The 14,944-nt window shown below is 27.0% G+C and carries 11 protein-coding genes; 9 read left to right on the top strand and 2 right to left on the bottom strand.

Annotation, left to right across the window (positions count from 1 at the left end):
- Positions 1-92 precede the first annotated feature (92 nt).
- From B3603_RS04385 to murC, 3 genes are all read left to right on the top strand, one after another.
- The gene (locus B3603_RS04385) at positions 93-359 is read left to right on the top strand and encodes a TnsA endonuclease N-terminal domain-containing protein (protein ID WP_291561461.1); all 267 of its coding nucleotides are present in this window, start codon (positions 93-95) and stop codon (positions 357-359) included.
- Positions 346-2,319, top strand: coding sequence for a S9 family peptidase (locus tag B3603_RS04390; protein ID WP_291561178.1), 1,974 nt, complete (start codon positions 346-348; stop codon positions 2,317-2,319). The genes B3603_RS04385 and B3603_RS04390 overlap by 14 nt, the downstream gene beginning before the upstream one ends.
- A 1,056-nt stretch (positions 2,320-3,375) precedes the next feature.
- Positions 3,376-4,791, top strand: coding sequence for a UDP-N-acetylmuramate--L-alanine ligase (gene murC / locus B3603_RS04395; protein ID WP_291561180.1), 1,416 nt, complete (start codon positions 3,376-3,378; stop codon positions 4,789-4,791).
- Positions 4,792-5,062: 271 nt separating this feature from the next.
- On the opposite strand, the gene B3603_RS04400 is transcribed toward murC, so the two are convergent.
- Entirely contained in the window at positions 5,063-6,331 is a 1,269-nt protein-coding gene (locus B3603_RS04400) for a radical SAM/SPASM domain-containing protein (RefSeq protein ID WP_291561182.1), read from the bottom strand.
- A gap of 865 nt (positions 6,332-7,196) precedes the next feature.
- Between B3603_RS04400 and B3603_RS04405 the strand changes: the two genes are divergently transcribed.
- The 6 genes from B3603_RS04405 to B3603_RS04430 all read left to right on the top strand — a co-directional run bounded on the left by B3603_RS04405 (position 7,197) and on the right by B3603_RS04430 (position 13,532).
- A complete protein-coding gene (locus B3603_RS04405) occupies positions 7,197-7,754 on the top strand; it encodes a sigma-70 family RNA polymerase sigma factor (protein ID WP_291561184.1) in 558 nt (185 codons plus the stop codon).
- 2 nt (positions 7,755-7,756) lie between these two features.
- The gene (locus tag B3603_RS04410; RefSeq protein WP_291561186.1) at positions 7,757-8,719 is read left to right on the top strand and encodes a DUF4367 domain-containing protein; all 963 of its coding nucleotides are present in this window, start codon (positions 7,757-7,759) and stop codon (positions 8,717-8,719) included.
- 224 nt (positions 8,720-8,943) lie between these two features.
- A complete protein-coding gene (locus B3603_RS04415) occupies positions 8,944-9,663 on the top strand; it encodes a response regulator transcription factor (RefSeq protein WP_291561187.1) in 720 nt (239 codons plus the stop codon).
- Between the two features lie 139 nt (positions 9,664-9,802).
- Positions 9,803-10,675, top strand: a complete 873-nt coding sequence (locus tag B3603_RS04420) for a sensor histidine kinase (protein WP_291561189.1) — start codon at positions 9,803-9,805, stop codon at positions 10,673-10,675.
- A gap of 69 nt (positions 10,676-10,744) precedes the next feature.
- Positions 10,745-11,509, top strand: a complete 765-nt coding sequence (locus B3603_RS04425) for an ABC transporter ATP-binding protein (protein WP_291561190.1) — start codon at positions 10,745-10,747, stop codon at positions 11,507-11,509.
- A complete protein-coding gene (locus B3603_RS04430; RefSeq protein WP_291561192.1) occupies positions 11,499-13,532 on the top strand; it encodes an FtsX-like permease family protein in 2,034 nt (677 codons plus the stop codon). The genes B3603_RS04425 and B3603_RS04430 overlap by 11 nt, the downstream gene beginning before the upstream one ends.
- Positions 13,533-13,700: 168 nt before the next feature.
- Here the strand turns inward: B3603_RS04430 and B3603_RS04435 are convergent, their stop codons facing one another.
- A complete protein-coding gene (locus tag B3603_RS04435) occupies positions 13,701-14,738 on the bottom strand; it encodes a zinc-dependent alcohol dehydrogenase (protein ID WP_291561202.1) in 1,038 nt (345 codons plus the stop codon).
- Positions 14,739-14,944 lie beyond the last annotated feature (206 nt).

Raw genomic sequence — 14,944 nt, forward strand, 5'->3', positions numbered from 1 at the left:
TTATTACATTAATAGAAAATTTTGATATAATATACTTGGTAAGAATAGAATAAATTGAGTAAAATATAAGGGAGAACATTAATGAATAATATATATCTACCTTCTTTAAAAAGTATAAATATAAAATGAACCAAAACTTTATTAATAAAGCTAGAACAATAAAAAGAAAAGAAGATATTCTTGATAGTAGAGTGTTAGAGAAATTTGAAATTGAGAGAAGATATTGGGAAAAGCGAGATATTAGTTGGGGAATAGTCACGGAAAAAGAAATTGATAAAACGTTAGCTAAGAATATAAGCTATTACTACGAGTTAAATGATATTATAGTTACGAGGGGGGTTATTAATGAAAATGAATGAAAAAACATATCTAAGTATAGAAGAGATTATTTCATTACCAACCTTATCAGGTACAAACATAAGTGATGATGGCAAAAACGTAGCATTTGTCAAGAAGACAGCTAACTGGAAAGACAATAAATATAGGAATTATGTATGTATATATGAAAAAGATAAGGGACAGTGTTATCCATTAACAACTAAGGATATAGATAGTACATACCCATTATGGTCTCCAGATTCTAGAGATATCGCATACCTTAGCCCAGTTGGTGACGGGGATAATAAGAAAAATCAGATCTTTGTTAAGTCAATAGATGGTTATAGGGGGGGTCAAATTACTGATGAGAAAGAAGGGGTCAGTAAATTCAAATGGGAGCCTACTGGCAAGGGTTTTTATTATGTTACACAGTCAAAAGAACCTGAGGTGATAAAAAAACGTAAGGAACTATATGGAGATTTCCATCATATAGGTAAGGAATACCAGAATAATTGTTTATATTACATTGAAATAGAAAAAGTGATACAAAATGATAAATATGAACACGAAAATGGTGTTGTTTATCAACTAACTGATGGTAAGGATTTTCATATCCATGAATTTGATATTTCAAATGATGGGAAAAAGGTTGTATTTATGGCTACACCAAGCCCAAATATGAGAGATTATATTAATGGAGATCTATACATACTAGATATTAAAGCTGGAGAGCTACAAAAGATGAATATAGATAAGTTGTTGGGAGGGAGTGTTTGCTTTTCTCCTGAAGGCAGCAAAATATGTTACTCAGCAAGCATAAGAGAAAAGGATTACTATAATACCCATATAGAAGACAGTACACTAGAGATATATGATATTAATAATGGAGAGCTAATTCAACCTTTAACAGATTTTGATAGTACGGTTATTCCATTACGGTGGACAGCTAAAGGAATTTTAATTAGATGGCAGAATAAAACTAATTATCTTATTGGGTTGCTATCTGAGGATGGCACTGTGGAAATGTTAAGCAAAAAAGTAGATAGCTTTATAATGGATGCTTCTATAACAAGGGATGGAAATCATATATCCTATAATAAGGCTATAACAAATGAAACCTTTGAAATCTATTTAGACGATAAGAAAATAACGAATGAAAATAGCTTTTTCAAAGGAAAGCTTAAAAGTAACAAGGAAATAATCTCATGGCAAAGTAGTGATGGCATTGAAATAGAGGGAGTTTTATCAACCCCAGTAGAGTTTGACGCAAATAAAAAATATCCCTTATTAGTGGTAATCCATGGTGGCCCGGCTTGGGCATCCTTTCCAATGTTTTTAGACTATTTTAATGAGAAATATCCTATTGAACAGTTTATCGAAAAAGGCTTTATAGTTTTAGAACCAAACTACAGGGGAAGTTCTGGTTATGGTAATGAATTCTTAAAAGCAAACTATAGAAAACTGGGAATTGCTAACTACGATGATGTTATATCTGGAGTGGATAAACTAGTTGACAAAGGGATTGCAGATAAAGATAGAGTAGGGGTTATGGGATGGAGCAACGGGGGATATATATCAGCTTTCTGTTCTACATTTAGTAGTAGATTTAAAGCTATTTCAGTTGGAGGTGGAATTACTAATTGGAGTACCCATTATGTAAATACAGATATACCTTACTTTATTAAGATGTATTTAGGAAATAATCCATGGAATGATCCAGAGATATATACTAAAACATCACCAATGACATATATTAAATCAGCCTGTACTCCCACCTTAATCCAACATGGCGAAAAGGATGCAAGAGTTCCAACTCCAAATGCATATGAGCTATATCAAGGATTAAGGGATATGGAAGTTGATACAGAATTAATTATATTTAAAGGAATGGCATATAGTTCTGACCAGCCAGGAATTAATATGGCTATTATGAAGCAGAATTTGATGTGGTTTTCACACTATATTTTTGGAGAAAGTATGAAAGATTTTAGGGTTTTATGATTAATAAATGGATATCCTCACAGGATACATAAGGAAGCTTTTTTTCTTATTTAGCCTGTGATTGTAGCTCTATGATTTCCATGTGAATTTCCACTGTATAATACTCTAGCAACTACATTGACTTACAATTTTATAGCAACGTTATGGCATTAAGCTCCCTGTACCTTTGTAGGGGTACGGAAACGATTCGTGTAAAAACTGCAATAGGATAAAGACGTGGCTCAGATATGGAAAATTACATATTTGCCACGTTTTCTTCTTATAAAAGATTAATTAGACCTAGAAGACAAAGTAGAGATAAGAAATGGATACTTCAGTACAACTGATTTATCTACGGGACAAAAAAAGATATATTAAATAAAATGATCAAACTTAAAAAAATGAATGTGGGTAAAATACCAAAGAGCTAAATTTTGATCAAACTTTTTTCAAAATTTAGCTCTTGTTTTTTGCTCAAAAAACAATACTTCACACACAGTTTTGATTAAACTTTTTTTAACACCTACAGAAGAGAAAATCAGGAATCAAATCTTGGTTTTCGCTTTTTTTATTGGTAAAAATGATTTAACTAGGAATAAGTAAATAGTGGAATTAAATTCTAAAAAAGTATATTATAGAATAAGTGTTTTCTAATAAATTGGTATAATTAAAATTATCCTATTAATTTATCATAGAATAATGGCTTGTTAGAGTTTATTGATTATTTTCTTATGTGATATTTAGATGGATTTTTGTTGAGTAATATATTGAAAAGTCTTAAAATTTGAACTAGTTTTATTTAAGGCATAAGTATTTCAAATATTGAAAATAAGCTAAGGAAGAGATAAGAAAATTGTAATTATATGATTTTAATGAGCAAATAGAAAAGTATTAGCATGTTATAGTTAATTAGAATTTATTGATTAAATATGTATATTATAACAATAGAATCTAGAAGTTTATGGATAGTATTTAAGTAGGAAAACAAGTTTAATTGATAATTATATTTTTAAAATAATAATGAAGTAAATTCTCTAGAAAAGGTAAAGCATAGTATAAAAATAGGAGTGAATTATATTGAAAGATAAAATTAAAGTACATTTTATGGGTATATGTGGAAGTGGAGCTGCCCCTATAGCGATTATAGCCAAAAATATGGGATTTGAGGTATGTGGCTGCGATTTAAATGTAAAAGGATACTATAGCAATACTCTTATAGAAAATAATATAGAAGTTAAAGAAGGCCATGATTCAAAACATATAGAAGGCATTGATGTTTTGGCTATTTCACCTGCTATTTTAGATATTTCACCTAATCATCCAGAAATCATATCAGCTAGAGAAAGAGGCATTTTAATGACGTGGCAAGAATTTTCAGCTAGATATATCCAAAATGAAAAGTTTGTTATTTCTATTGCAGGAACTCATGGTAAATCCACAACTACAATTTTAATGGGACTTGTTTTAGAAAATGCAGGGTTGGATCCAATTGTTGAGGCTGGTACAACTTTTAAAAAGTGGGGCGGTGGATATAGGATAGGAAACTCAAAATATTTTATCTGCGAAGCGGATGAATTTAATAATAATTTCCTTAATTATAATTCTTCCATAGCCATAATAAACAATGTAGAAATGGATCATCCAGAATTCTTTAAGGATTTAGATGAAGTTAAAGAGTCTTTTAAGAAGTTTATGAAAAAACTTCAAATGCCAAAAATTTTAATTGTTAATGAGGAAAGCATAGCTCTTAGAGAAATATTATATGAATTAAAAGATTGGATTGAAGAAGAACAGGTAAGAGTTATAGGATATCATATAAACAATAGATGTGATTTTCCTTTTGATACGGAATATAAAGTAGTCTTAAGCACAACTACTTCTGAATATTCAGAATATAAAGTGATAAGTAGAGATAAAGAATATGAATTTCACTTAGGATTAATAGGAAAGCATAATATTGAGAATTCTTTAGGTGTATTAATTGCTGCCTTAGAGTTAGGTGTTGATATTGAAGTAATAAAGGAATCTTTCAAAAATTTTAAGGGAATAGGAAGAAGATTAGAATTAACAGGAGATATAGAAGGCGTTAAAATTTATGATGATTTTGCTCATCATCCTACAGCTATAGCATCAACATTAGAATCAATTAGAGTTAGTCACCCAGGGAAAAAGGTTTTTGCTATTTTTGAGCCACATCAGATTTCAAGAATAAAGTTATTTTTTCACGAATTTGCAGTGGCATTAAAAAAGGCAGATAGAGTTATTATTTTAAAACCATTCTTAGGAAGAGAGGCAAATAAAAATATTGAACCAATAAATGTAGAAACATTGGTAAATGAAATAGATTCAAATACAACGGAATATATAGAAGACTATGATGAGGCATGTAATAAAATTATCAATGAAGTTAAGAATGGAGATATAATTATGGTTTTTGGAGCTGGTGAATCTTATAAACTATCTAGAAAAATCATTAATATGCTAAAAGAATAATTCGAAGAGAAGTAAAAACTCGTAAAAATAGTATGCACTCATAGGGATGAAAGTGATGATAGTATTATAAGGTAAAGAAATTTTTATAAGATATCAAGTAATGAGGTTATGAGAATAAGGTTTATTAAACTTTTTATAAACATATATGTTATAAATGAAAAAAGTAGACTTATAGTGAAAGCTATTTCAAGTCTACTTTTTTAAGTTGTGATGTAAGATTTGATTAATATACCTTATAAGACATCTTCAAATGAATAAAAAAAAGATTAAACTATTCATCCCACAAAACTTTAGTTAAATAAGGTTTTATATGTTTACACTTTTCTTCGTAAAGCTTATTGTTATTATAATAAGAATTATTATAGCCTAAACAGCTATCCATGCAAAAATATCTTACATTACAATTTTTACATTTAGGTATATCATCAACCATACTTCTCATAATTTTATTATTAATAAAGTTTATATATTCTTTAGAATTAAATATTTCATTCAATTCATCTCTTACAATATTTCCAAAACTATATTCTTTACCATCTAAAAGAAGACATGGATGCAATTCACCTGATTCATCAATAGAAAATTTACCAGTTCCTGCCCTGCATATTATATGGCAATCTAGACTTTCTCTAATTTCTTCTAAATCACTAGAGCTATCTAATTTTAAATTTGAATAATTATTGATTCCAATATTATCATAATTATCAAAGCCTCTACCGATAGGTGAAAATTTTCTAAGTCCTCCATTAACGTCAAGCTTTTCGCATAAGAAATTAAAGTCATCTTCATGATTTGAATTTTGATTTGTCACTGTCATAGAAATACTTAAACTTTCTTTATTAAAGCTAACTTCTTTAAGATTATCTATAGCTTGTATAATTTTATCATAAACACCCTTTCCTCTTACAAATTCAGTAGATATTTTATCATATCCATCCATGCTAATGGAAACTGCACTTACACATTGTTTTAATAAGGAAGCCATTTCTTTATCAATTAATGTTCCGTTTGTTATCAAATTTACTTCGCCTTTAAAGTTATTTCTGATATATGGAAGTAAAGTTTTTATATCTTGTCTTATTAAAGGTTCTCCACCACTTATAAGCAGAGTGTCTATATCTAATTTGAAAATCTTATCTAAAACTGCTTTAATTTCTTCAGTAGCTAAAGTATCCACTTTGCTTATATCAGAAGAAGCGGAACAATGTAGGCATTTAAGATTACATTTATTAGTTATTTTAAATTCAACTTCTTTTATATTAATTTCTTCTTTTTCATTAGAAATCACAAGGATTCCCTCATCAAATAAAACTTCAAATGCCTCTATTAGCTGCTGCTTTTCAGTTATGTTATTTAAACTATCTATATATGTTGATGGTGCTATCCGGTTATCTACACAATATTTTATTTTATTTAATATAGGATTATCAATACCTAACCATGCACCAGAACGACCGTTTATTATTATGATTTCATCTTTGTTTTCCATAAATCGTATATATTTTGAAAAAATAATATTCTTATCATTTAAAGTTCCCATATAGTACCCTCTTTTAACACTATTTTATAAAGAGAAAACACCAAAGCATAATGTTACTATGGTGTTTTCAGATTTAAAAACTAAATATTTTATAATTTTAATATATGCTTTACCAACATCTGTGAGACAACCAAATTTCTGGATCAATTAATTGAACTTTCTTTTTTTTGTTTTTTCCATAAACTTTCATTATATATCCCCCTTCCCATAATTAAATAACTATATAAATTATATTCACTTAAATATAATCTAAGAATAGTATTTTATACAGATAATACCATAAATTTCTATAAAATACAATTATTTATATTTGTTAAATTAGTTAAATATTTTTAAAAAAGAAATTAATAAAAATCATAAAATATACTGAAATGATTTTTGTTTAAATTTCTCTATAAATTGTGATTTTAAACTCTTCTTTCTAAAATCAACTAGTTATGTATTGTAATTTATTAAACAGAATATAAGATTGACAATCTAAACAAATAATACCATGAATTTAACTTGAAGCAGTTATTCTTAAAAAATATTTCATTTTAATTTAATATTTTCAATTTAGACATTTTAAAATCAATTAATTATTTAATCTTTATACAAAATGAGGAACTTTATTTTAAGGTGATAACTTTAATTCCAAGGCTATATAGTGGCTACAAAGATAATTTTTGTAGTCATTATATAGCTTTTTCTTTTTACAAGATATTTTATCATTATTGCTTAGACACAAGGGAAAATATATTTTAATATTGAACTGAAATAATAATTAATTAAATAATTATAAATATATGTAATGAAATGAAAGTTTTTCCGTATTAACATATGAAATTAGGTACCTAAAGGAAATAAGGAAGGGAGGTTTAAAAAGATGAAGCAACTCGAGTTGGATAATATTTTATATAAAGAAGAAATTAATGAAAATTTGTATGAAGAAGAATTTGCTCATATTTTTAAGCTTTATTATAAGAGAATTTATAACTATATATATTATCGAGTTAATAGTGAGTATGTAACAGAAGACCTAACAAGCCAAGCTTTCGAAAAAATAATGATTAACATAGATATGTATTCTGAAAGTAAATCACCCTTTGAAGTATGGGCTTTTGCCATAGCTAGAAATATAGTAAATGATTATTTTAGAAGTTTAAAAAAACATAAAGTATTTTCTCTAGATAGTATTAAAGATTTAGTAGCAAAAGAAAAGACACCTGAAGATATGGTTCTTACAGCAGAGGCTAATAATAAACTTTCAAAGGCTCTAAATACTTTAAATACAAGGGAAAGAAATATTGTGGCACTTAAGTTTGGTGCCAATTTAAAAAATAAAGAAATAGCAGAAATAGTAGAAATTACAGAAAGTAATGTTGGGGTAATACTTTATAGAACCATGAAGAAGTTGAAAAAGAAGTTGGAAAGGGAGGAGTAAATATGAGCAAAAAGAGTATTGAAGATAAATTTTCTGCAGAAATAGATGCCTATTTTAATGGTATAGAAAAGAAGAGTAAATCAGATTATGAAGAATACAATGAATTTTTAGAATTAGGTAAGATTTTAGCAGATAAAGATTTCAGTGAAGAGAGCAATAAAGAAGCGGTGTTTAAGAAGACACTTGAAAATATAAATCAGTATAAAGGAGAAAATATTATTATGAAATCAAAAAGAAATAAGTTATATAAAAGATTAGCAGGGGTAGGAATTGCATGTATTGTAACTATTACGTTATCACAAACATCCTTTGCACAAAATTTTGTAGAAAAAATAATAAAATCCATATCTTTAGAACATGTTACAGTTGTAGAATACGAAAAAGATTCTGAAGCTGAAATAGAATCAATGCCTGTTCCAGAGAAGTTAAAAGGAAAATTGTTTGATAAGGATGGAAATTTGATAGAAATATTCACAAAAGAAATAAAAAAATTTTATACAGCTGATGGTGAAGAAATAGATAATTTTGATATGGAAACTGGTGAAATAATAACTGTATCACAAGCAAAAGAAAAAGTATTAGAAGTTAAAGATGCTAATGAATTAAATAAATACACTTGTTTTAATGTTATTCTTCCTAGTTATTTACCAGAAGGATATAAATTTGATAGAGCAGAGTTTTTTAAAGGTAAGACAGGAATTGTAAAAGATAGCAAATATATTTACTTAAAGTTTATTAATGAAGAAACAGGAAAAAATATATATATGCAGCAAAGATTTGCTTGTGAAGAAACTGGATTTTCATCTAATGGTAGTAATATAGAAAAAATAAAAATTAATGAGACAGATGCCATATTATCTGATGGTAAAGAAATCGATTGGGAATATAATGATGTTATATATTCTCTTACTGGTAAAAAAATTGGAAAGAATGAATTAATAAAGATTGCGGAATCTATTAAATAACTATTCTTAAAATTTAATAATTGCATTTCAAAAATAATAGGTTGTTACCGAGTGCTAACAACCTATTATTTGCGTTGAACGGAACAGATTAAAATTAAAGGTATGTGATATAAAAATATTAAATGCTAAAATGGTATTAGAAAATATTAGTTATTAATCCATTATGGGGAAGTAAATGTAGCATTACGAAGAATGTAAAATATAGATTAACGAGGGGGATTTTCATGTATAAGATATTTATTGTTGAGGACAATTTAAGACTTAAGACTTTGATTAAAGATGAATTAATTAAATATGATTATGAAGTAGCTGAAAGTGACGACTTTAAAAACATTATAGAATATATAGAAAGAGAGAAACCAGATTTAATTCTTTTGGATATAAATTTACCATATTATGATGGATTTTATCTGTGTAGAATTTTAAGGAGAAAAAGCAATGTGCCAATAATTATAATATCTTCAAGGGATACAGCCATGGATCAAGTTATGGGGCTTGAATTAGGGGCAGATGATTATATTACGAAACCTTTTATTATGGATGTTCTCATTGCAAAGATAAAATCATTAATTAGAAGAATTGAAAATGAACACTATAATAAAGAAATTGTAAAAGAAAATAATATACCTAATTTATATTTGGATGAAGATAATTTGATATTATGTTTTAATGAGAAGTGTATTGAGCTTACAAAAAATGAGTTTAAAATAGTGAAAATTCTTCTTGATAACAATAGGGTAGTGAGAAGAGAGGAATTGTTATCTGAACTTTGGGAAGATAGTGTTTTTGTAGATGATAATACTTTAACTGTTAATGTTACAAGGGTTAAAAATAGACTAAAAGAACTAGGACTTAATGATGTTATAAAGACCAAAAGGGGAGTTGGATACAAATTTGATATAGATAAAATTAACTGTAGTAGAAAGTGTGAAGAATTTGAATAGGAAAAGAATAAATAATTTTTTAAAGGACAAGCTACTATCTATAATAATATTGCTTTGCAATACACTTTTTATATTTTTATTTTATTATAGCACAGTGGATGAAATAGAAATTTTATATCCTACGATTATAACAATTTTTTTGATTATAATTTATTTATTAATAGAGTGGTATAGATATTACAGGTTCAATTTTCAATTAGAAAAATTTATAGAAGATTTTAGTCATAAAGTGGTTTTGTCGACCTGTGAGCAAAAGGAGATTTATAAAGTAATTAATAAAATTCATAATAATTACATAGGACAATTAGAGGATGTTGCTATAGAAAATAATAGGAAAAGCAAATTTTTAGCTCAACTAATTCATAATTTAAAGACACCAGTAACAATAATAGATTTAATACTGCAGAAGCAAAAGGGTGGAAAATTAAAGGCAGGGGATATTAACTCTTTAAAACAGGAAAATATGGTTATATATGATGGATTACAAAATGTATTAAACTTAATTAGATTAGATGAATTCTCTAAAGACTATGTACCTACTTCTGTAGATTTAGTAGGTACTATTAATAATATAATTAAAAAGAATAAGAATTTTTTTATTTATAATAATATATTTGCAAAAATAGAAATAGAAGAAAAAGAGATTTTTGTATTGTCAGATAAAAAGTGGAATGAATTTATTATAGAACAGATTATATCTAATGGAATAAAATATTCTACATCTAAAGAATCACCTAAATATATTACATTAAAAATTGAGAAAGAAGAAGAATTTGTCATACTTAAAATAGTTGATGAAGGTATTGGAATACCTGATTATGATATGGATAGGATTTTTGAGGCCTTTTTTACTGGAGAAAACGGCCGTATATATAAAAATTCTACAGGTATTGGATTGTATATGTGTGGAATTGTGGCTGAGAAGCTCAATCAGAAGATAACTATTGAATCAAAAGTTGGCGTTGGCACTGTGGTAAGTATAAGATATAGACGTAAGGTAAATGTAAGATAAATTTAACCTCTTTCGATTTCTCTATATGTTTATTAGTACTAAAATTAAGTTGATGAGGGGGAGGGTACTATGGTTATACTTGAAGCAAATAAAGTTAAAAAAATATATGGAGGAGATAAAAACACAAAAAAGACAGAGGTATTACAAGGGATAGATATTAAATTAAATAAAGGGGAATTTGCAGCTATTATGGGTTCTTCTGGCAGTGGAAAAACCACATTACTTAATGTGTTAAGCGGTATGAATATGCCAACATCAGGAATTGTTAATTTCTTAGGAAAAAATTTAAATACATTTTCTAGTGATGAACTCACAAAATTCAGAAGAAAAACTATGGGATTCATTTTTCAAGATTTTAATTTAATGGATAGTTTGACTTTAAGAGAAAATATTTTACTGCCAATGGTGTTAGAAAAAAGATATATAAAAGATATGGAGGAAGTTTCTAAGAAGATTATAGAAACTATTGGACTAGAAAAAGTTATGGACAAATATCCCTATAATGTATCTGGAGGAGAGATGCAAAGAACTGCTATGGCTAGAGCATTGGTTAATAATCCAGATATTATATTTGCAGATGAACCAACAGGAAATTTAGATTCTAAGTCTTCTAATTTGGTTATGAGATGCTTTCAGGAAATCAATGAAAAAAATAACAGCACAATTCTTATGGTAACCCATGATGCATTTGCGGCAAGTTTTTGTAGAAAAGTTATTTTTATAAAAGATGGAAAGATACACTCTGAGATAGTTAAAAAGGGGAGTAAAAAAGATTTCTTTTATGAAATACTAGACTTTATGGCTGTTCTTGGAGGTGAAGCTAGTGACTTTTAAGGACGTAGTATATAAAAATTTTAGGTATAACATAAAAAAATATTTATCCTTATTTTTATGTAACAGTTTTACTATAATGGTTTTGTTTATGATGTTAGATTTAAATTATAATGAGGAATTTATACAATATATTAAAAATGACATATCTATGACGTCGGTGGTATGGTTAGCAATACTAGTGGTATCACTGTTTGCAGTATTTTTTATCATATATGCTCAAACATATTTTATAAAATCTAGAAGCAAGGAATTTGGTCTTTTCATTACAGTTGGCATGAGCAAATGGGAATTAAGTAAATTAGTATTAATTGAAAATATACTTATTGCTGTATTATCTTTAATAATGGGATTAATTTCAGGGAGTATTTTCACTAGGCTTTTCTTTTTAGTAACAGTTAAGGTTTCTAAATTTGATAAGATAAGTCACCACTTTAATATTAAAAGTTATGTAAATACTTCAATACTATTTTTATTAATATTTGCAGTGGTTTTACTTATTTTAATAATTTTTATGAACAGATTAGAACCAACGGAAATTATAAAAGAAGGCCGTAAAGGTGACAAGATTGTAAAATATACTCCAGTGATACTTTTGTTAGGAATTATTTTTGTAATTACAGCTATTTTAATTGTATTTTACACAATGGCCAATTCAGATCAGAACATAATCCCATACTTGCCATTATCTATAATTTGCGCCTTAATAGGATTATATTTTATTATAGGTCAGGTTGGAAGTGGAGTATTACATTTCTTAAAGAAGAATAAGAAAATATATCATAATCATTTATTATTTAATAATGAAATGCATCATAAATTTAATAGAAATAAAGGAATTGTATTTTCATGCAGCATTTTAATTGGAGTTACTATATTTGGATTGGGTATTTTTTATGCAATTGACAAAATATCCGTATGGTCAGTAGATGAAATGTACCCATATAATATAAGTTATAGTGAGGTTTTAGGAATAAATAATGTATCTACAGAAAAAATTAATAATATTATTAATGAAAGTAAAACTCCAATAGTTGATAATATGAAATTACCATTTTTATTGTATAACACTGAATCACTGATTACTGAAGAAAAAGATTTATCTGGTGGATATAATAATGTAGCTTTAGTATCACAAAAAGAGCTTAATAAATGTATTTTTAATAATGTAGTTAAAGATTTTAATAAAGACTCTTCTTTAAAAAATATTCAATTGAAGAAGGGTGAAGTAATTATAGCTAATTTAAGCTACAATAGAGAATTACAAGATTGTAGTGTGGATACAACTATTTCATTAGAAAATGATAAAAATACTTTAAAATTTAAAATTAAAGATATTATAGTTGATAATGTGTACTATCTTAAGTTTCCAATATCCAATTATATAATTATTTTAAATGATGAAGATTACAATGAGATAAAAAATACTATAGATAAAAAATATATTGGTGAATTTAACATGCTAGGATTTAAAGAATGGAGAAGAACTGGTGACACAGTGGAAAAGATTAAAGCAGAGCTTCAAAATCAAAATTCTAAGCTGCCTGAAAGATTAAAAGAAGAATACTTTAAATATAATGAGCATTTTTCTCTGTTTTCAAATATTGAAATATACAGAAATAGAGTTGAAGGTGGGAATTTTTCTAATTTCTTAGCAGTATTTATTAGTTTTCTATTTTTCATTGCATCATCTGTAATAATTTATTTTAAATTGTATACAGAGATGGAAGAAGAAAAGGTAAAATATAATAAATTGTATAGGATTGGGATGAGAGAAGAAGAGTTTAAAAATATAATTTATAACCAACTTAAAGTAATATTTTTTTCACCATTAATTTTTGGGGGAATTATAGCTTATCTATATTTGTTTACATCATTTAAAATAATGAATATTCCTATAGAACTATATGTTAACTGTAGCTATATATTTATAGCATATTTATTATTTCAGATAATATATTATTTTATAGTAAGCAGAAAATATGTAAATAATATTATTGATAATTTAAGTGGAGCTTATAAATAAAAGCTAAGTAATTCTGAGCTTTGTTTATATATTATGGTAAAACATATAAAAATTAACTTATAAATCTAATCTATTATTATGTTTGAATTTTTGAAAATTCAAACATAATAATAGAGAAAGATACTTTATGTTCTATTAATTTTAAAATTTATTATTTATAAAAGAAGACTAAGGTCTTATAAGTATTTTTATAACATCTTCTGTTCTTTTATCAAAAATATTATAGACTCTATCTATTTCATCTAAGCTTACTCTATGGGTAATTAATGGCTTAACATCTATCTTTTTAGAGGCTATTAAATTTAAAAGATCAGAAGCTAGATTTAAATCTCCAAGACCCATGGTTATATTAAGGTTTTTACAGAAAATTTCTGATAATGGAAAAAGTATATCTGCCCCTATACCAATAAGAGAAACTCTACCGCCAATTCCAGCACATTCTACAGCTTGTTGAATAGCTATCTCTGAACCAGAAGCTTCTATTACTACATCCGCTCCCTTACCTTCTGTAAGTTCATATACTTGCTTTAAAACATCACTTTTTGATGCATTTATTATATGAGTAGCACCTATTTCTTTTGCTTTATTCATTCTAAATAAGTCTTTTCTGCCTACTAAAATTATTTTATTTGGGTTATATAGTTTTGAAGTTAAAATGCTACTTAACCCTATAGGACCAGCTCCCATTATAACAACGTTATCTCCAGGTTTTATGTTTGTTCTTTTTACAGCCGAATAAGAGGTTGATAGTATGTCGAAAACCATTACAGCTTCTTCATCGTCTATATTATCAGGTACATGTTTTAAACACATATCTGCAAATGGAACTCTAACATATTCTGCATGTACTCCATCAAGATTTTTACTTCCATGAACATTTAAAGAAGAGCCGTTTACACAATGAGAAAAATTGCCTTTTAAACAATTTTCACATACTCTACAAAATGGAGCAGGAGGACCAATAACTCTATCATTAGGTTTAAAGTTCTTAACAGAGCTTCCTACTTGTTCAATTATACCAACATATTCATGTCCTAAAATAAAGCCTGGCTCTGAAGGGATAACCCCCTTTACTATATGAACATCGCTTCCACATAGAGATGTAAGAGATACTTTGACTATTACGTCAGTATCATTTACAATAGTTGGTTTTTCAACTTCCCTCAATTCAACCTTGTTAAAATCAGAAAAATAAAAAGCTTTCATAAAAATACCTCCCCTGAAATAACTTAATATAAGTACATTCTAATACATAAATCACGAAAAATTAACCAAATTTTACACATTTATAAAAATATCTTAATTAATCACCTCGGGGAACAGTTAAGGAGTTGAGAATTGATGATGGATAATTGACGATTATGATGAAAATCAACTCTTAATAATTGATTTCTTTAATGATTTTTAACTCA

The organism is Clostridium sp. UBA2485 (genome assembly GCF_002341865.1).
Lineage (GTDB): Bacteria > Bacillota > Clostridia > Clostridiales > Clostridiaceae > Clostridium_J.